Below are 18,465 nucleotides of genomic sequence, written 5' to 3'. Positions count from 1 at the left end.
TTAAATGAACAAGCGCATCATTCCATTGATCATGTGCGGCGGCGCTGGAACCCGGCTGTGGCCGGCCTCGCGCGAGGTCCATCCGAAGCAGTTCCTGCCCTTGTTCGGGGTACGTTCGACGTTTCAGGATACGCTGATCCGGGTATCGGACGCGGCGCTGTTCGAGCGTCCTGTCATCATCACCAATAATGCCTATCGCTTCATGGTGCTCGAGCAATTGGCGGAGATCGGCCTGGAGGCCGACGTGCTGCTGGAGCCGATGCGGCGCGATTCCGGGCCTGCGATCGCGGCCGGCGCCGCCTTCGCGCAGACGCGCGACAAGGATGCGATCATTCTGGCGCTGGCGGCCGATCACGTGGTGCGCGATACCGCAGCCTTCGTCGCCGCCTGCCGTGAAGGACTCAACGCTGCGCAAGCCGGGCACATCGTGACCTTTGGCGTGCAGCCCGAGCGTCCGGCCACCGAATACGGCTACATCAGCCCCGGCGATGTCATCTCGGGGCAAGTTCGCGCGGTCGCAAAATTCGTCGAGAAGCCCGACGCGGAAACGGCGGCGGGCTATGTCAAATCGGGCTATCTCTGGAACAGCGGCAACTTCATGTTCCGCGCCGCGGTGCTGCTCGACGAATATCGCAAGGTCGATGCCGGCAGCGTTGAGACGGTGGCGGACTCCGTCGCCAAGGCAGGCAGCGACCTCGGCTTTATCAAGCTCGATACCGATACGTTCGCAGCCGCCAAGTCGATCTCGATCGATTATGCGGTGATGGAGAAGACCTCGCGTACTGCCGTGGTGCCGGTCGCCTGCGGCTGGTCCGATGTCGGCTCCTGGCATGCGGTGTGGGAATTGTCCGACAAGGACGGGCAGGGCAACGCCGCGCGCGGCGCGGCCGTGTTCGAGGATTCACGCAATTGCAACGTGACGACCGACCGCGCGCTGGTCGCGCTCGAAGGCGTCGATGACCTCGTGGTGGTCGCAACGCAGGACGCGGTGCTGGTATCCAGGCAAAAGGACGCCAACGGATTGAAGCGGCTGGTCGCCACATTGAAGAATGTGGCGCCGCAGGTGACCGAGGATCACATCAAGGTGCACCGGCCCTGGGGCTCCTATCAGTCGGTCGACAATGGCGAGCGTCACCAGGTCAAGCGCATCATCGTCAAGCCGGGCGGCCGGCTCTCGCTGCAGAAGCACCATCACCGTTCCGAGCACTGGATCGTGGTGCGGGGCGCCGCCCGCGTCACCGTCAACGAACTGGTCAAGACCGTGCACGAAAACGAATCGATCTACATCCCGATCGGCGCGGTGCACCGGCTGGAAAATCCCGGCAAGATCCAGCTCGAACTGATCGAGGTTCAGACCGGCAGCTATTTCGGCGAGGACGACATCATCCGCATCGAGGATGACTATCAGCGCACGTGAGCCATCTCGGTTCTGATTGAATCAGAACCGAAGCTAAGCTTGCTATTCGCTCGAAGACGCCGAATACGGGACTCAGGTGCGGGACTACTGAACGTCCCGCACGACGCGAAAACCGTTGGCGAAATAGCGCACGTCGAGATCGTACCGGTAACGCGCCGCCGAGGTGACCGTATTGGCCTTGTTGGCGAACGATCCGCCGCGCAGCACGCGCTGGCGGCATTGTCCCTGCGTCCAGGCGGAACCGTCCTTGGGCGCATTCTTGTAATTGTCGTTCCAGCAGTCCTCGACCCATTCGTAGACGTTTCCGGATGTGTCGTAGAGCCCGAAGCCGTTCGGCCTGTATGATCCGGTCCGCATCGTCCGGCGCAGCGAGTCGCCGCAATTGTCACAATTGGCGTTCGACTTGCCGACCTCTTTGCCCCACCAGTAGGTGGTGGTGGTGCCGGCGCGCGCCGCATATTCCCACTCGGCCTCGCTCGGCAGGCGGTAGTTACGGCCGGTCTTCTGCGTCAGCCACAGAACAAACGCCTTGGCGTCCTCCCAGCTCACGTCGATGACCGGCTGATCGCCGCGACCCCAGCCGCGATCGTCCGGCCGGTGCCTGCATTTGCCGTCCGAGACGCACGCATCCCACTCGGCGAAACTGGTCTCGCGCCGTTCGATTGCGAAGTTCTTGGCGATGGAGACGCGGTGCGGCGGTCCCTCGTACGGGCTGTCCTTGCCGCCCATGTCAAATTCGCCTGAGGGCACCACCACCATTTCCGGGCAATCCGGACAGTCGCGGAACAGCTCGCCGGGTTCGGGCGGCGCGGTCGACTGGGCGGCGGCCGGTCCGGCAGCAAGCAGAAATATCAAAAAAGCAAAAAATCTGAACATCATACCCTCGGCCTTAATTGCGCCGGTCGTCCCGCGCGCCGCCTGTCGGTCCATCGTGCCCGCAACACTCCATAAAATCAAAAGTCGCAGTGTCGCTATCGTCAGTTAGTTTTGAGGTATTATAATACTCTAGATCGCATCAAATCGACGAGAGCTTGGGCGCAGGGTGCGGTCCGCCCGCGGCAGGGGACGATATTCAATGGGTTAAATCCAGTGTACTATTTCACAGACGCATTTCAGTTCTTGAGTTATTTGAGATTTTGGCAGCCGCCTGTCGTGATTTTAGGAGGTGTGTGTGTTCTCGAAAGTATCGACCGGAATTGCTGTTTCGCTTTTTATGCTGGCAGGAACGATCGGAACGAGCCACGGACAGCAAAAGCCGGTTGGCGGTCCCAATCCGTCGCCCCCCGGAGCGGCCGTTTACTTCGTTGGTCTCAAGGATGGTCAGACCGTTCCGACCACCTTCACCGTGAATTTCGGCCTCAAGGGCATGGGCGTCGCGCCCGCCGGCTCCGACAAGGCGAATGCCGGACACCACCATTTGCTGATCGACACCGAGTTGCCGCCGCTCGATCAGCCGATACCGAGCGATTTCAATCATCTGCATTTTGGCGCCGGGCAAACCGAGGCCGAAGTGACCTTGCCGGAAGGCGAGCACACGCTGCAGCTGGTGCTGGGCGACAAGGACCACATTCCCAATACGATTCCGCTGATCTCCGAGCGGATCAAGATTCGCGTGGTTGCCGCCGCCCAGATGCCCGCGGCGTCGGCTGCTGCGGCGGCGCCCGCCACGACAAGCCCCGCCAGCGCGGGCCGCAAAAAATCTCCTGATGGCGCCAAGGTATATTTCGTCTTTCCGAAGAATCGCGGCTATGTCACGCCGACGCCGGTCATCCGTTTCGGCCTGATCGGCATGGGCGTTGCACCCGCCGGCTTCGAGAAGGTCAACACCGGTCACCACCATCTGTTGATCGATACCGACGTTCCGAATCTCGACCTGCCGATACCGAGCGACTTCAATCATCTGCATTTCGGCGCCGGCCAGACCGAAGCCAAGATCACGCTGCCGCTCGGCAAGCATACCCTGCGATTGCTGCTGGCCGACGAGCTCCACATCCCGCACGATCCGCCGTTGTTGTCGGAACCGATCACGGTCACGGTCACCGCCAGCGGCCGTCCGCCTGCAAAAAAGAAGTATCGCAAATATCGTCGCTATTACTAAAGGGGGGGCAGTTCCGGAGCCTGATATGAGCACACGTCGTCCGATCTGGATTGCAGCTCTGTATAGTCTCGTGCTGCTGACCTGTTCGATCAGCGTTGCGAAGGCCGACCGGCGCGTTGCGCTGGTTGTCGGCAACTCGAACTACAGCCATTCGAGCCTGTTCCTGGCCAATCCGAAGAACGATGCCACAGACGTTGCCGCGGCACTCCGCGGCGTCGGTTTCGAGGTGCTGCAGGTCATCGACGCCAACAAGCGCGATCTCGATTTGAACATGGCGAAGTTCGCGCGCCTTGCGATCGACGCCGATGCCGCGCTGTTCTATTACGCCGGTCATGCCGTCCAGTATCAGGGCCGCAACTTCCTGATGCCGACCGACGCCGAAGTCGAGGACGAGATCAGCTTCCGCTACCAGATGACGCCGCTCGACGACGTGCGCGCCGCGCTCGACCGCGGCGACGGCGTCAAGATCGTGATCCTCGATGCATGCCGCAACAATCCGATCGTCAACGCGCTTCGCCGCAAGAAGAAGTCCGGCGACAGCCGCGCCATCGATGCCGTGCGCGGCGGGCTCGCCAAGATCGACAAGGCCCAGGGCATGGTGGTGGCCTATTCCACCGCGGCGGATGAAGTCGCCGCCGACGGCGACGGCCGCAACAGCCCGTTCACCAGCGCCTTCCTGAAGCGGCTCAAGGAGCCCGGCCTCGAAATCGAACAACTGTTCCGCCGCGTCGCCGCCGACGTCAACGCCCAGACCGGCGGCCGCCAGCGCCCGGAAACCTACGTGTCGCTGCTGAGCAATTACTATCTCAACCAGACCGACCGGATCGCGTTCGACAAGATCAAGGACTCGCCCGATCCCGCCGTGCTGCAGGACTTCATCGCCAAGTTCTCGACGTCGAGCTACGTGCCGGAGGCGCAAAACCGCATCCAGCGCATCGAGGCCGCCATTCGCGAACGCCAGAACCAGGAGGCCCGGCAGCGCGAAGCAGCAAGGCTTGCGGAAGAACAGCGCAAGGCCGAACGCGAAGCTGCGCTGCGCAAACTGGCCGAGCAGGAAGAGGCGTTGCGCAAGCAGGAGACCCTTCGCGCGCAGGCGGCAGCTGAAAAAGTCCGCAAGGAGCGCGAGGCTGCCCAGGCGCAGGAAGAGCAGCGCTTGCGGCTCGTGGCCGAGAAGGAGCGCAAGGAGCGGGAAGCTGCAAAAGCCCAGGAAGAGCAACGTGTGAAGCTCGCGGCCGAGCGGGAGCGCAAGCTGCGTGAAGAGGCTGCGCAATTGCTGGCCGAGCAGGCGCGGACCAAAATCGCCGCGATCGATCGGAAGGAGCCGACCAGTCCGTCGCTTGCCGGCATATCGACCGACATCCGGACGCTGCCGCCGCCGACTGAGGCCGCGCCGGCGCCTGGCGATCCCTGTGATCGAGACAGCGCCATGCTGGCGCAGTTGCGCAGCAACCCGTCGATCGAGGCGGTCACCGAATTGGAGCGGAGCCTGAGCTGCGAGAAATTGCGCGCCCAGGTCCTGCGGTTGCGGGAAAGCCTCTCTGCGGTCGCCAATGCGGCGCCGGCCGTCGCCGCCCAGATCAAGCCTGTCGTTGAAAAAATTGCCCCGCCGCCGGCCTTGGTTATTGCGCCTGCGCCGCCGCCTCCGGCCGCGCCGAAACAGGAAGCCGCCCCGAAGCCGCCCGAGCCGCCGAAGGTTGCCGTTGCGACTGTCGCACCGGCACCCGAATGCAAAAAGGACGAAGCCAGGCTTGCCAGGATCCGCGCCAATCCCTCGCACGCCGATCTGGCCGCGCTGGAGCGTGACCTCGGCTGCGAGCGCTTGCGCCCGCAAATCGTGCGCTTGCGCGAGAGCCTGCCCAAGGAAATTGCGAAGGAAGTGGCCAAGCCGGACGAGCCGTCGATTGCGGCCAATCCGCCAACCCTTCAATCCGCTCAGTCCGCGCCATCAGGGACGAAGCCGGCGCAACCCGCGCCGATTGTTCAGGTCCGAAGCTGTGACGAGGAGAGGGCCACCCTGGCCAAGCTGCGCGCCAGCCAGTCACGCGAGGATGTGGTTCGATTCGAGCGCGAACTGGCCTGTGAGCAGCTGCGGCCCCAGGTCATCCGGCTGCGGGAAAGCCTGTCCGGCGGCTAGAGCGTTTTCCAGCGAAGTGGACACCGGTTCGCGTGAAGAAAACGCGTCAAAACAAGAATCTAGAGCCCCGTTCCGATCCCATCGGAACGGAACTGGCTCTAGTCAGGACGGGCTCCCACAGCCCCCGGCCAAGCACTTAATTCCTCCATATTGCGGTGGCCTAAGCCCCCTATGAGCCCTGCCAGATCGCTTCTCCAAGTGCCTCCTGGGCTGTAACTCTTTGAATCAAAACGTGTCCGGATAGCGGGGATGGCGTTCGCCACATTTGTGGCGGCGTGCTAGAGAACCGCCGGGGACTGGCGAAAGTCTGTTGGGGTCGACAACATGGGTTTTATAGGGTCCGGATCGGACGCGAAGAGCGGCGCCGCGCGTGAACTGCGCGTAGGTGTGATCGGTGCCGGGGTAATGGGCAGCAACCATGCCCGCGTGCTGGCGGGGCTGCCCGGCGTCACGCTGGTCGGTATCGTCGATCCGCTGCCGGAACACCGCGCGCGCGCCACCGAACTCGCAGGCTGCCGCGCTTTCGAGGGCCTCGAAGAATTGCTGGCCGAGGGCGTCGACGCGGTCACGATCGCGGCTCCGACCCATCTGCATCATGAGGTCGCGCTCGCCTGCATCGCGCGCAACATCCATATCCTGGTCGAGAAGCCGATCGCGCCGACCGTGCAGGAAGGGCGCGATATCGTCGACGCCGCGCAGCGCGCCGGCGTCACGCTGATGGTTGGCCATGTCGAGCGCTTCAATCCGGCGGTCGCGGCGATCAAGCAGGCGATCTCCGGCGAGGACATCCTTTCCATCGGCATCACAAGGGTCGGGCCGTTTCCGCCGCGGATGTCGAATGTCGGCGTCGTCATCGATCTGGCCGTGCACGATATCGACCTGATCCGCTGGTTCACCGAATCCGACATCGTCGAAGTGCAGCCGCAGCTCTCCAGCGCGATCGCCGAGCGCGAGGACATCGCGCTGCTGCAGTTCCGCACCGCCTCGGGCGTGCTCGCCCATATCAACACCAACTGGCTGACGCCGTTCAAGGCGCGCAACGTCACGGTCGCGACCCGCGGCAAATATGTGATGGGCGACCTCTTGACGCGTCAGGTGACGGAGTGCTTCGGCTTCAAGCCCGACGGCAGCTATTCGATGCGTCATCTGCCGGTCGGCCATGACGAGCCGCTGCGCGCCGAATTGATCGCGTTCCTCGATGCCGTCAGGTCAGGCAATGTGCCGGCGGTTACCGGCGACGAGGGCGTGGCCAGCCTCGAAATCGCGATCCGCTGCCTCGAAGCGCCGGCCCGGCCCGCGGCTTCCTCCGCGCGCAAGGGTCCACGCCGCGTCGCCGGCTGATTACCGTCCATCTCATTCGAAGCAAGGCTCCATGAACCAGCACATGCGTCCAGAATCCATTCCCCTGATCGATATCGCCGCGCAGCGCCGCCGGCTTGGCAAGTCGATCGATGATGCCGTGTCCCGCGTGCTCAACCACTGCCAGTTCATCAACGGTCCGGAAGTGACCGCGCTCGAGAAGGCGCTGGCGGCATTCAGCGGCGCCAAACATGTCGTGAGCTGCGCCAGCGGCACCGATGCGCTGCTGATGGTGCTGATGGCCAAAAACATCGGCCCCGGCGATGCCGTGCTGTGTCCGTCGTTCACGTTCAGCGCGACCGGTGAAGCCGTGGCGCTGACCGGCGCTACGCCGGTTTTCGTCGATGTCGATGAAGCGACCTTCAACATGGATCCCGCCTCGCTCAAGCGCGGCATCGCGACCGCCCGGCAGCGCGGGCTGAAACCGCGTGGCGTGATCGTGGTCGATCTGTTCGGGCAGAGCGCCGACCACGACGCCATCGGCGCGGTCACGGAGGCCGAGGGGCTGTTCGTGCTTGACGATGCCGCGCAGGGCTTTGGCGCCAGCTACAAGGGCCGCAAGCTCGGCACCTTCGGGCTCGCCACCGCGACCAGCTTCTTCCCGGCCAAGCCGCTCGGCTGCTATGGCGATGGCGGCGCGATCTTCACCGACGATGATGAGCTTGCCAACACGCTGCGCAGCATCCGCGTGCACGGCCAGGGTGCGGACAAATACGACAATGTCCGCCTCGGCCTCACCGGACGTCTCGACACCATGCAGGCGGCGGTCCTGATCGAGAAGCTGAAGATCTTCGAGGATGAGATCGCGGCGCGCAACAAGATCGCGGATCGTTATGCGCGCGGCCTCGGCAATGTCGTGACCGTGCCGCGGCTCGCCTCCGGCTGCACCTCGGTGTGGGCGCAGTACACCATCCGCCTGCCCAAAGGCACCGACCGCGACGGTTTTGCTGCGGCGCTGATGGCGCAGGGCGTTCCGACCGCGGTCTACTACACCAAATCGATGCATCAGCAGACCGCGTATCGCAATTACCCGGTCGCGGAAGGCGGCCTGCCGGTGAGCGAAAGCCTTTCGGAGGACGTCATCAGCCTGCCGATGCACGCCTATCTCGACGAGGCGACACAGGATCGCGTCATCCAGGCGGTGCGCGGCGCGCTTTCCGCCTGATTTCGGCCCATAGCGTTTTCGAAGAAAACGCGTCCAAATAGCCGATAGCGTTTACGTGAAGAGGGCGCGTCCATACAAATATAGCTCTCGGTTCTGATGCAATCAGAACCGAATATGCGCTAGAAGCTAGCCCATGCTTGGGCGCATCTTCACCGTCGGCGGCTATACGCTTCTTTCGCGCGTGACCGGTTTTGCGCGCGACATCATGCTCGCGGCGATCCTCGGTGCCGGGCCGGTCGCGGACGCGTTCTTCGTGGCGCTGCGCCTGCCCAATCATTTTCGCGCCATCTTCGCCGAAGGCGCCTTCAACGCCGCGTTCGTGCCGGCCTATGCCCACCTTCACGGGCAGAACCAGACCTCGGCAAAATTGTTCGCCGATCGCATCTTCACGCTGCTGTTCGGCGCCCAGGTCGTGCTGCTCGTGGTGGCGTGGCTGTTCATGCCGCAGGTGATCGGCCTCCTGGCGCCGGGATTCTCCGACGATCCGGCGCGCGGCGAACTTGCGATTGCGCTGACGCGGATCACCTTTCCATATCTCCTGCTGATCACGCTGGTGACGCTTTACGGCGGCATGCTCAACGTCATGCATCGCTTTGCCACTGCTGCGGCGGCGCCGATCTTTCTCAATCTGTCGATGATGGCGACATTGGCGCTGGCCGCGTTCTTTCCGGGCGCCGGCTATGCCGCCGCATGGGGCGTCCTGATCGCCGGCATCCTCGAATTCCTGCTGCTGGCGGGTGACGCGGCGAAGAACGGCATCCTGCCGAAGTTCAGCATGCCCCGGCTCGATAACGATGTCCGCGCCTTCTTTCGCGCGCTGGGGCCGGCGACCATCGGCTCGATGGGAACGCAGGTGGCGCTGTTCGCCGACACCATCATCGCGACGTTTCTCGCCGCCGGCGCGCTGTCGGCGCTGTATTACGCCGACCGCCTCAACCAGTTGCCGATCGGCGTGATCGGGATCGCGATCGGCACGGTGTTGCTGCCGGAAATGTCGCGGCGGCTGACGGCGCAGGACCATGCCGGCGCCGCCAAGGCGCAGCGGCGGGCGTTCAATTTCACGCTGTTGTTTTCGATACCGTTCGTCGCCGCGTTCCTCACGGTGCCTGACGTGATCATGCGCGCCATGTTTGCGCGCGGCGCGTTCTCGAAGGCCGACGCCGCGGCGGCGGGCGCGACACTGGCGGCCTATGCCGTCGGCCTCATTCCCTTCGTGATGATCCGCAGCGCGGTCGCCACCTTCTATGCCCGCAAGGACACCGCGACGCCGGTCAAGGCGGCGCTGACCGGCGTTGCCGTCAACGTCGCCCTGAAAGTCGCGCTGATGGGGACGCTCGCCCAGATCGGCCTCGCGCTCGCCACCGCGATCGGCGCCTGGGTCAATCTGCTGCTGGTACTCGGTTTTGCAGTGCGAAGAGGATTTCTCGAGCTCGACCGCGAGTGGCTCAGATCGCTCGCCAAGTTCGCGATATCCGGCATCGTGCTTGCCATAGCCCTTTGGCTGACCGCGCGTTTCGCCACCATTTATTTCGCGCAAATGAGCTCGTTCCGCGACGAGCTCGCATTGCTGTTACTTATGGTGAGCGGCATCTTTGTCTATGGTGTTTCGATCCTCGTCCTGTTCGGCAGAGGTTGGATTTTCTCGCTGATCCGCGGCTAAACCCGTTTGCGCTTCCCGGCGAACCACGCCAATATGGCGCGAAACAATCAGGCTATTGGAGATACGATGGCAGCTCCCATCAAGTTCGGCGTCGGTCATAGCGTCCGGCGCAAGGAAGACGATGCGCTCATTCGCGGCAAGGGCCGCTATACCGACGACGTCTCGCCGTCTCCCTCCCTGCATGCGTTGATGCTGCGCTCGCCGCACGCGCACGCGAAGTTCACCATCAACGTCACCAAGGCCCGCGGCATGCCCGGTGTCGCCGCGGTGTTGATCGCCGACGACGTCAAGGATCTCGGCGACCTGCCGTGCCTGTTCAATTTCGAAGTCGATCCGTTCACCGGACCTCCGTATCCGATCCTCGCCAGGGATGAAGTGCGCCACGTCGGCGATTCCATCGCCTTCGTGGTCGCCGACACCATCGACCAGGCGCGCGACGCGATCGAGGCGATCGAGGTCAACTGGACGCCGCTGCCCGCGGTGGTCGGCCTTGTCAACGCCGTCAAGAAAGGTGCGCCGCAGGTCTGGCCCAATCACGCCGGCAATGTCCTGTTCGACGTGCCGATCGGCGACAAGGCGGCAACCGACGCGGTGTTTGCAAAAGCGCATGCGGTCGCCGAAGTGTCGATCGTCAATCCGCGCGTCATCACCAACTTCATGGAAACGCGCGCCGCGGTCGCCGAATACGACGCCAAGAAGGATCATCTGACGCTGACGATCGGGAGCCAGGGCAGCCATCGCCTGCGCGAGATCATCGGCGGCATGGTGCTCAAGATGCCGCTGGAAAAGATGCGGGTGATCTGCCCCGACGTCGGCGGCGGCTTCGGCACCAAACTGTTTCCGTACCGCGAATATGCGCTGATCTCGGTCGCGGCGAAACGGCTGAAGAAGACCATCAAATGGACCGCCGACCGCTCCGATCACTTCGTGGGTGACGCGCAGGGGCGCGACAACGTCACTGTGGCGAAGATGGCGCTGGCCGAGGACGGCAAGTTTTTGGCGATGGATGTCGACCTGATGGGCGACATGGGCGCGTATCTGTCGACCTTCGGTCCCTACATTCCGCATGGCGGCGCCGGCATGCTGCCCGGCCTCTACGATATCCAGATCTTCCACTGCCGCGTCCGCACCGTGTTCACCAACACCGTGCCGGTCGATGCCTATCGCGGCGCGGGCCGCCCCGAGGCGGCTTACGTGATCGAACGGCTGGTGGATGCCTGCGCGCGCAAACTTGGGCTGACGCCCGATGCGATCAGGCGCAAGAATTTCATCCCGCCGAAGGCGCTGCCGTACAAGACCGTGACCGGCAAGGTCTACGACTCCGGCGATTTCACTGCGCATATGAAGCGCGCGATGGAAGTCGCCAACTGGAAGGAGTTCCCCAAGCGCGCCAAGGCCGCCAAGAAGGCCGGGCTGGTGCGCGGCATTGGGCTTGCGAGCTATGTCGAGATCTGCGGCACCATGGGCGATGAGACCGCCAATGTGGCGCTCGATCCCAATGGCGACGTCACCATCCTGATCGGCACCCAGTCGAGCGGGCAGGGCCATCAGACCGCCTACGCGCAGTTGATCGCCGAACAGTTCGGCTTGCCGCCCGAGCGCGTGCACATCGTGCAGGGCGACACCGATAGGGTTGCCACCGGCCTTGGCACCGGCGGTTCGGCCTCGATCCCGACCGGGGGCGTCAGCGTGCAGCGTGCGGCCCACGACCTTGGCGGCAAGCTGAAGGAGATCGCGGCCGAAGCACTGGAAACCAGCGCTGCCGACCTCGAGATCAGCGACGGCCGAATCCGGATCGCCGGCACCGACCGTTCGGTGAGTTTCGCCGATCTGGCCAAACGTCCTGATGTCGATCCGTCAAAGCTGAATGCGAGCGCGACCTTCAACCAGGCCGACGGCACCTATCCGAACGGCACGCATCTGGCCGAAGTCGAGATCGATCCGGCCACCGGCATCATCAAGATCGTCAACTACGTGATCGTCGATGATTTCGGCGTGACGCTCAATCCGCTGCTGCTGGCCGGGCAGGTCCATGGCGGCGCGATGCAGGGGATCGGCCAGGCCCTGATGGAGCAGGCGGTATTCGGCAGCGACGGCCAGCTCGTCACCGGCACCTTCATGGATTATGCGATGCCGCGCGCGGCCGACGGCCCGTCCTTCCACTTCGAAACCCACAACGTTCCCTGCACCACCAATCCGCTCGGCGTGAAGGGGGCGGGTGAGGCCGGGGCGATCGGCTCCTGCCCGGCGGTGGTCAATGCGATCGTCGAGGGGCTGTGGCGCGAATACAAGATCGACCACATCGACATGCCGGCGACGGCCGAACGGGTCTGGATCGCCATCCGGGAGGCACAGCGCCGGCATAACCTCTGATATTTTGTCGCAGCTGGAATGATTCTAAGTTTATGGTGTTATCAGGCTTGGGCGCGGTCCGCGGAGACCGCGGCCCGGTCTGTGTCATGAAAAAGGGATCTGGCGATGAAACGGGTTTTGGTGGTTGCAGGAGCGCTTTTGCTCAGTGTCGGCGCCGTTATGGCACAGCAGGACGTGGTCAAGAAGGACCAGGACGTCATGAAGGCCACCGGCCGGGCGCTGGGCGGCGTGCTGTCGCCGATGTTCAAGGGCGAGAAGCCCTATGATCAGGCCGCCGTCGATGGGGCGATCAAGACGCTTGAAGATACCGCAAAGAACCTGCCGACCATGTTTCCGGTGAGCACCAAGGGCCTGAAGGCCGACGGCGACTACAGCTCCTCGCCCAAGATCTGGGAAGACAAGGCCGGCTTCGATGCCAAGATCGCAGACTTTGCCAAGGCGGTGAGCGAGGCCAAGGCCAAGATCAAGGATGCCGATACGCTGAAGGCGAACTTCCCCGGGATCGGCAAGGCATGCGGCGGTTGCCACGAGACCTACCGCGTCAAGAACAGCTAGGCTTTCGGTTGGACCAGACAGGAAGGGGCGGGACGCGTGACGTGTCTGGCCTCTTTTTTTATTTGCGGGTGCGAACGCTTCGCCGCGCATCAGCTCGAAGCCGCTTCATCGCCGTACGAAACTCACCACCTCGCCGCGGATTGTGCCGCGCGGATTTGTTGCCGCAAAGGCATTGAGTCGTCGTAATTTCGTGGAAGCATCCAGCCGGAATTGCGTACATACTGGTGCCATACTGAAACGCCCGATGACGGATTGGTGAATGCTGAAACGACTGTTCCTTCTGGCCGTTTTGGCCGCCGTCGCCGGGCTTGGCATTTTCTGGTGGCTGACCATACCGGCGGTGGTCGCTGCGAGTTCATTGCCAGCCTACAAGCCTAACCTCGCCAACGGTCTCACAGCGTTCAATGCCGGCGGATGTTCGTCCTGCCACGCCGTGCCGAACCAGCCCGATCGGCTCAAGCTCGGCGGTGGATTGCCGATCCCATCGCCGTTCGGCACCTTCAACGTTCCCAATATCTCGCCCGATCCGAACGACGGCATCGGGCGATGGAGCGAGGCCGATTTCGTCACCGCCGTGCTCAAGGGCACGTCGCCGTCGGGCTTCCATTATTTTCCGGCGTTTCCCTACGCGTCTTACGAACATGCGAAGGTCGAAGACGTCAGAGACCTGTTTGCCTATCTGAAGACACTGGCGCCGGTGGCCGGCAAGACGCGCGACCATGACGTGCCGTTTCCGTTCAACATCCGCCGCAATGTCGGGGTGTGGAAATTCCTGTTCACGGACGGCAAGCCGTTCGTGCCGGACGCCAGCAAATCGGCGCAATGGAATCGCGGCGCCTATCTCGTCAACAGCCTCGGTCATTGCGCGGAGTGCCACAGCCCGCGCAATTTCCTCGGTGGCATCATCGACGCGCAGCGCTTTGCCGGCGGGCCTAATCCGGAAGGCGAGGGCTGGGTGCCCAACATCACCCAGAAGCGGATGTCGGACTGGAGCGCGAAGGATTTCGCCTATTTCCTCGAGAGCGGGATGACGCCCGAGGGCGACACCGCCGGCGGCTCGATGGCGCGGGTGATCCGCAACACCTCGCAATTGTCGCCGGAAGACCGCACCGCGATGGCGGAGTATCTGAAATCGCTGCCCCCGGTGGAGGGACCGCCGCGGCCGAAGAAGCCGGAGAAATCCTGACGCGTTTCTCTATCCGAACATCAGCGTGGTCCGCATATTCTTTGGATTGAAATCAGGAGAATCAATCTGTCATGCGGCGGGTTCGATGCGCTACCCATGGGGACCAACCGGAAACCTTGGTCTGCCAGCATATCGCTCAAGGGCTGTTCGCCCGCCAGCGCGTCGGCTTTTTTTGGACCGTGGACGACCCAGACAATCCGAGGCCAGACGCCTGGTGCCTGGAATGTGAAAATAGGTGCAGGCGTGAGGGCGGCGAGTGGATCGGCTCCGCTTTGGAACATCTCAAGCCAAAGGTGTTGTGTGCGGAATGTTACGACTTCGCAAAGGCGTTTAACTTCGGCGAAAATTCAAACTAGGCCACCCCCAACTCAAGCTAGAGCGGGATGCCTTTAGATTGCTTCGGCGTGGTCGCAACAGCCTCGCCGTCATCCTGAGGTGCGAGCGTAGCGAGCCTCGAAGGATGGGCCACGGGCGTACTCATCCTTCGAGGCGCGCAAGAGCGCGCACCTCAGGATGACGGCGGACAGTGCGAGCGCGACACCCCGATCTGACGTCTTCACGCTCTATGACACCGGGGGTCGAATGCGGACAATACCCGCTTGTGGAGAAGGGTTGGAGTGGGGGTGCCGCCGCGATTGTCACCGTTCGTGTGGAGGGAGTTTCCTCCAATCGGATCGCATCGATCGATGCGATCCGATTTAAGAGCGAGCTTCGCTCGTCTCGACCCCCGCAAGCGGGAGAGCGGAGCCAGTTTGCCGCCGGACTAATTCAACCAAACTAGAGCGTCACTCGAACGTATTGACCATGCCGGCCTTGGCGAGCGCCGCCTTGCGTGCGCTCATCCACTCCTCGGTGAGCTTTGCCGGATCGGAAGACGGGCTGCCTTTCATGTAGTCGTTCCACGCCGCGATCAGGATTTCCTGCCGCTTGAGCAGTGCGTTGTTGTGCTTCTCCTGGTCGTCGCTCCAGGCGCCCACCTCTTTGAGCGCCTTGACCGCGCCCTTGTGCGTCGGCACCGCCCAGTTCTTGGCCTGCGCCTTTACCGCAAGCCCGCTGGCGCCGGGGGCGTTGTCCTTGTAGCCGTCATAGCCGTCGATCATCGCCTTGGTCAGCATGTAGACCTCGTCTTCGGACTGGCTGCCATAGACGCTGTAGATCGGATATGGATAGGTGCCGACCTCGATCGGCTTGTCCTTGGAAAATTCGCCTGCGCCGCAGGTTGCCTTGTGCTCGGTGAAATACGGGCCGACCTTGCGCATGCGCTCCCATCCCGCCTTGTCGGAGAATGGCATCGCGGGCCAGGTGATGCCGCGCGGCGATGTCTGCAGTTCCTTGGCGGGCCCGGAGATCGTCGAACCGAATACCGCATCGGTGTCGTTGTTGATGATGCCTTTCCACATTGCATTGTTGCCCGCGAACTCGACGATCTTGACGTCCTTGGCCGTCAGATTGGCGAACGCCAGCACGGCAAGCGCATTCTGGTTGAGCGCGGGAGAACCGACCACGAAGCCGATGCGCTTGCCTTTCAGGTCGGCATAGGTCTTGACGCCGATGTCGGCGGCGACCGCCAGTGAAAGGCCGTTGCAGTCGATCGAGCTCAGCGTGATCTGGATGGGCTGCGGTCCCCATTCCCGGGTCGCGAATTCGAACACGCCTTCCTGCGCGAAAAAGACCCCGACGCCCATTGCCGAGATGCTGGCGCGGTTGAGGCGCAGCGGTTGCAGGCGGGCGACGTCGTTGCCGGCGGGCAGCACGCGCGCATCGCTGCCATACTTGTCCTTGAACATCTTGCCGACGGCAACCGTGATGTTGAAGCCGGAGGTCCCGGTGTCATACGCGGTCATCGTCACGTTGGGCGGCAGTTTCACCTGTGCGGCCGCCGTCGATGCCGCGACCGCGGTTCCGGTCAGCGCGATGGCCGCAAGCATCATCTTCGGATTGATCATTCATCCCTCCCGTTGCGGCTGACGTTGCAGCCTTGAGACCGCTTGTCGCCGGTGCTTCCTGGCCCGCAATGGGACGTCAGTTGGAGGCAGGCGCTGCGTATTGGTGCGAATGCTCGCGGATTTCGGCTCCTCCCGCAAGGCACAAGCAGGGGGTACCGATCCGCGTCAGCTTGACGCGTTGCGTTGTCCGAAACGGCGGAGGGTGGCGGCAGGTCCTGATTCAGGCCAGCTTCGCCATGCCAAGCTCATCCGCGACCTGATCGAGCCCGCGCATCAGCGCGCCCGGAATCGGAATGCCATCGCGCATCCGCGCCTCTCGCGTGGCGTGGCTGCGCTCGCCGGGAACGAAGATCCTGTTCACGCCGGGCATCCGCTCGGAGTTTCTGAAATCGCGCACCAGCGCATCGACGCTCGCCTTGAACACGTCAACATCGCCGAAGGCCGAGATGTTGATCGCGGCGACCGCCTGACCGGTATTGGTGACGCTGTCGTCATCATGGTTGAAGTCGATGACGTCCCGGCCCATCGCCGCACCACCCAGCGTGCCCGCGAGCAGGCCGATGATCATGGCGAGCCCATAACCCTTGTAGCCGGCCTCCATGCCGCCGAGCGGCAGCAGCATGCCTTCGTCGGCGCGCTTCGGATCGGTCAGCGGCTTGCCCTCACGATCGATCATCCATCCCTCCGGCATGGTCTCGCCGCGCAGTGCCTTGGATTTCACTTTTCCATAGGCCGCAACCGTCGTCGCCATATCGAGAATGATCGGCTTCTCGTCACCGGCCGGAATTGCGGCTGCGATCGGGTTGGTCGACAGCAGCATGTCGAGGCCGCCCCAGGGCGGCAGATGGTTGGCGTTGCCGACCGCGAAATAGAGCCCGATCATGTCGTGGGCCAGCGGCATCGACGCGTAGAGCGAGGCGGGTCCCGCATGGTTGCTGTACTGCGAGTTGACCCATGCGATCCCCGTGGTGCGCGCCTTTTCGATCGCGATCTCGGCCGCGCGTTTCATCACGAGGTGGCCCATGCCGTTATCGCCATTCAGCAAGGCGGTGGAGGCGTGCTCGCGCACCACCGTGATGTCGGGTCGCACGTTGAAGCCGCCGGCCTTGATGCGGCGGGCATATTGCGGCAGCCGGCTGACGCCGTGGCCGTCCGATCCCTGCAGATCGGCTTCCGCCATCAGCGCGGCGACCGTCATGGCGTCGGCTTCCGGCAGGCCCAGCTTGGTCATGGCTTCGCGGATGAAGCCCTTCAGCCGGTCGAAGGTTACGGTCACTGCAGTCAGGATCGGCACTCCGCGCGCGGGCAGGGTCTGAGACAGTCCAATCGGGCGATGGACTAGCTGCCGCCGAACGCCTTGAAGGTGATGATGGTGTGGGTGTCCTGGATGCCGGGAATGACCTGCACCTTCTCGTTGACGAAATGGCCGATGTCGGTGGCGTTGTCGACGTAGAACTTGACCAGCAGGTCGTAATCGCCGGCGGTGGAATAGATCTCCGAGGCGATCTCGGCTTCCGCGAGCGCATTGGCCACCGCATAGGACTGGCCAAGCTTGCATTTGAACTGGACGAAGAAGGGAACCATGGTTGTCGTCTCCGGAAGGGAAGATTTGTGCTCAATAGGCCAAAAACGGGAGCTCGTGGCAAGCCAACTTGCTGGCAATAGCCGGCCGCGCTAGGACAGTTTATGGCTCCGAACTCACCAATTCCACGAGGTAGGCGATGACGCCGATTGCGCTGACCATCGCCGGCTCCGATTCGTCCGGCGGCGCCGGAATCCAGGCCGATCTGAAGACGTTTGCCGCGCTCGGCGTCTATGGCGCCTCTGTCATCACGGCGCTGACGGCGCAGAACACGACCGGCGTCAGCGGCATCCATCAGGTGCCGGCGGAGTTCATCACCGCCCAGATCGATGCGGTATTTTCCGACCTCGCCGTCGGCGCGGTCAAGATCGGCATGGTGGCGCAGCCCGCCAGCATCGATGCCATCGTCGCCGGGCTGACGCGCTGGTCGCCGAAGCATGTCGTGCTCGATCCCGTGATGGTCGCGACATCAGGGGACCGCCTGCTGGCCGCGGAAGCCGTCGATGCGCTGCGCACCAAGCTCATTCCGCTCGCCTCGGTCATCACGCCCAATCTGCCGGAAGCAGCGGCCCTGCTCGATGAGCCGATTGCGACAGACGAAGCCGCGGTCGAAAATCAGGGCAAGCGATTGCTGGCGATGGGCTGCCGCGCGGTGCTGATCAAGGGCGGCCACGGGGAGGGCGCCGAGAGCACCGATTATTTTATCGACGCCGGGAAGACCATCACGCTGGCCGCGCCGCGCGTCGCCACCAAAAACACCCACGGCACCGGCTGCTCGCTGTCGTCGGCGATTGCGGCAGGCCTTGCGAAGGGCGAGAACATGGAGACCGCCGTCCGCAACGCCAAGGCCTGGATCAGCGCCGCGATATCAGCCGCGGACCGCTTCAGCGTCGGCCACGGGCACGGCCCGGTCCATCATTTTCACAAGTATTACTGAGGCAGACGTTACCGGAAGCACCGCCGCAGCCGCGGCTGTTCCATGTCCGAATG

General features: G+C 63.3%; 14 protein-coding genes. 10 read left to right on the top strand and 4 right to left on the bottom strand.

Going from position 1 to position 18,465, the window contains the following annotated elements:
• Window positions 1-4 precede the first annotated feature (4 nt).
• Entirely contained in the window at window positions 5-1,417 is a 1,413-nt protein-coding gene (locus tag JQ629_RS14900) for a mannose-1-phosphate guanylyltransferase/mannose-6-phosphate isomerase (RefSeq protein WP_212413325.1), read from the top strand.
• Between the two features lie 84 nt (window positions 1,418-1,501).
• Here the strand turns inward: JQ629_RS14900 and JQ629_RS14895 are convergent, their stop codons facing one another.
• Entirely contained in the window at window positions 1,502-2,293 is a 792-nt protein-coding gene (locus JQ629_RS14895) for a formylglycine-generating enzyme family protein (protein ID WP_249135057.1), read from the bottom strand.
• A 295-nt stretch (window positions 2,294-2,588) separates the two neighbouring features.
• Between JQ629_RS14895 and JQ629_RS14890 the strand changes: the two genes are divergently transcribed.
• The 8 genes from JQ629_RS14890 (at window position 2,589) to JQ629_RS14855 (ending at window position 13,947) form a co-directional block, all read left to right on the top strand.
• On the top strand, window positions 2,589-3,515 hold the full coding sequence (locus tag JQ629_RS14890) for a DUF4399 domain-containing protein (protein ID WP_349631270.1): 927 nt from the start codon (window positions 2,589-2,591) through the stop codon (window positions 3,513-3,515).
• A gap of 25 nt (window positions 3,516-3,540) precedes the next feature.
• Window positions 3,541-5,649 (top strand): caspase family protein, encoded by a 2,109-nt coding sequence (locus tag JQ629_RS14885; RefSeq protein WP_212413323.1) that lies wholly within the window; start codon window positions 3,541-3,543, stop codon window positions 5,647-5,649.
• 324 nt (window positions 5,650-5,973) lie between these two features.
• Window positions 5,974-6,990, top strand: coding sequence for a Gfo/Idh/MocA family protein (locus JQ629_RS14880; RefSeq protein WP_212413322.1), 1,017 nt, complete (start codon window positions 5,974-5,976; stop codon window positions 6,988-6,990).
• Window positions 6,991-7,021: 31 nt separating this feature from the next.
• A complete protein-coding gene (locus JQ629_RS14875) occupies window positions 7,022-8,173 on the top strand; it encodes a DegT/DnrJ/EryC1/StrS family aminotransferase (protein WP_212413321.1) in 1,152 nt (383 codons plus the stop codon).
• A gap of 133 nt (window positions 8,174-8,306) precedes the next feature.
• A complete protein-coding gene (gene murJ, locus JQ629_RS14870; protein WP_212413320.1) occupies window positions 8,307-9,833 on the top strand; it encodes a murein biosynthesis integral membrane protein MurJ in 1,527 nt (508 codons plus the stop codon).
• Window positions 9,834-9,899: 66 nt separating this feature from the next.
• A complete protein-coding gene (locus JQ629_RS14865; RefSeq protein ID WP_212413319.1) occupies window positions 9,900-12,206 on the top strand; it encodes a xanthine dehydrogenase family protein molybdopterin-binding subunit in 2,307 nt (768 codons plus the stop codon).
• A gap of 105 nt (window positions 12,207-12,311) precedes the next feature.
• Window positions 12,312-12,761, top strand: a complete 450-nt coding sequence (locus tag JQ629_RS14860) for a c-type cytochrome (protein ID WP_212413318.1) — start codon at window positions 12,312-12,314, stop codon at window positions 12,759-12,761.
• 259 nt (window positions 12,762-13,020) lie between these two features.
• Window positions 13,021-13,947 (top strand): c-type cytochrome, encoded by a 927-nt coding sequence (locus JQ629_RS14855; protein ID WP_212413317.1) that lies wholly within the window; start codon window positions 13,021-13,023, stop codon window positions 13,945-13,947.
• A 785-nt stretch (window positions 13,948-14,732) separates the two neighbouring features.
• Here JQ629_RS14855 and JQ629_RS14850 read toward each other — a convergent pair.
• The 3 genes from JQ629_RS14850 to JQ629_RS14840 all read right to left on the bottom strand — a co-directional run bounded on the left by JQ629_RS14850 (window position 14,733) and on the right by JQ629_RS14840 (window position 17,477).
• Window positions 14,733-15,878 carry a TAXI family TRAP transporter solute-binding subunit gene (locus JQ629_RS14850; RefSeq protein WP_502753007.1) on the bottom strand — a complete coding sequence of 382 codons (1,146 nt, stop codon included), beginning with the start codon at window positions 15,876-15,878 and terminating at the stop codon, window positions 14,733-14,735.
• Window positions 15,879-16,113: 235 nt separating this feature from the next.
• Window positions 16,114-17,187, bottom strand: coding sequence for an Ldh family oxidoreductase (locus JQ629_RS14845; RefSeq protein ID WP_349631269.1), 1,074 nt, complete (start codon window positions 17,185-17,187; stop codon window positions 16,114-16,116).
• A gap of 44 nt (window positions 17,188-17,231) precedes the next feature.
• Complete coding sequence (locus tag JQ629_RS14840) at window positions 17,232-17,477, bottom strand: Lrp/AsnC ligand binding domain-containing protein (protein WP_192737765.1); 246 nt, start codon at window positions 17,475-17,477, stop codon at window positions 17,232-17,234.
• A gap of 137 nt (window positions 17,478-17,614) precedes the next feature.
• On the opposite strand from JQ629_RS14840, the gene thiD reads away from it, so the two are divergent.
• Complete coding sequence (thiD, locus tag JQ629_RS14835) at window positions 17,615-18,412, top strand: bifunctional hydroxymethylpyrimidine kinase/phosphomethylpyrimidine kinase (RefSeq protein WP_212413315.1); 798 nt, start codon at window positions 17,615-17,617, stop codon at window positions 18,410-18,412.
• Window positions 18,413-18,465 lie beyond the last annotated feature (53 nt).

The sequence above is a fragment of the Bradyrhizobium sp. AUGA SZCCT0222 genome (assembly GCF_018130205.1).
Lineage (GTDB): Bacteria > Pseudomonadota > Alphaproteobacteria > Rhizobiales > Xanthobacteraceae > Bradyrhizobium.
The sequence above is the reverse complement of the archived record's forward strand: the minus strand, read 5'-3'. Positions and strand labels throughout refer to the sequence as shown.

Excerpts from the sequence above, each read along its gene's own strand:
- JQ629_RS14900 (WP_212413325.1), top strand. The coding sequence starts at position 5 with ATGAACAAGCGCATCATTCCATTGATCATGTGCGGCGGCGCTGGAACC.
- JQ629_RS14895 (WP_249135057.1), bottom strand. The coding sequence starts at position 2,293 with ATGTTCAGATTTTTTGCTTTTTTGATATTTCTGCTTGCTGCCGGACCG.
- JQ629_RS14885 (WP_212413323.1), top strand. The coding sequence starts at position 3,541 with ATGAGCACACGTCGTCCGATCTGGATTGCAGCTCTGTATAGTCTCGTG.
- JQ629_RS14880 (WP_212413322.1), top strand. The coding sequence starts at position 5,974 with ATGGGTTTTATAGGGTCCGGATCGGACGCGAAGAGCGGCGCCGCGCGT.
- JQ629_RS14875 (WP_212413321.1), top strand. The coding sequence starts at position 7,022 with ATGAACCAGCACATGCGTCCAGAATCCATTCCCCTGATCGATATCGCC.
- murJ (WP_212413320.1), top strand. The coding sequence starts at position 8,307 with ATGCTTGGGCGCATCTTCACCGTCGGCGGCTATACGCTTCTTTCGCGC.
- JQ629_RS14865 (WP_212413319.1), top strand. The coding sequence starts at position 9,900 with ATGGCAGCTCCCATCAAGTTCGGCGTCGGTCATAGCGTCCGGCGCAAG.
- JQ629_RS14860 (WP_212413318.1), top strand. The coding sequence starts at position 12,312 with ATGAAACGGGTTTTGGTGGTTGCAGGAGCGCTTTTGCTCAGTGTCGGC.
- JQ629_RS14855 (WP_212413317.1), top strand. The coding sequence starts at position 13,021 with ATGCTGAAACGACTGTTCCTTCTGGCCGTTTTGGCCGCCGTCGCCGGG.
- JQ629_RS14850 (WP_502753007.1), bottom strand. The coding sequence starts at position 15,878 with ATGATGCTTGCGGCCATCGCGCTGACCGGAACCGCGGTCGCGGCATCG.
- JQ629_RS14840 (WP_192737765.1), bottom strand. The coding sequence starts at position 17,477 with ATGGTTCCCTTCTTCGTCCAGTTCAAATGCAAGCTTGGCCAGTCCTAT.
- thiD (WP_212413315.1), top strand. The coding sequence starts at position 17,615 with ATGACGCCGATTGCGCTGACCATCGCCGGCTCCGATTCGTCCGGCGGC.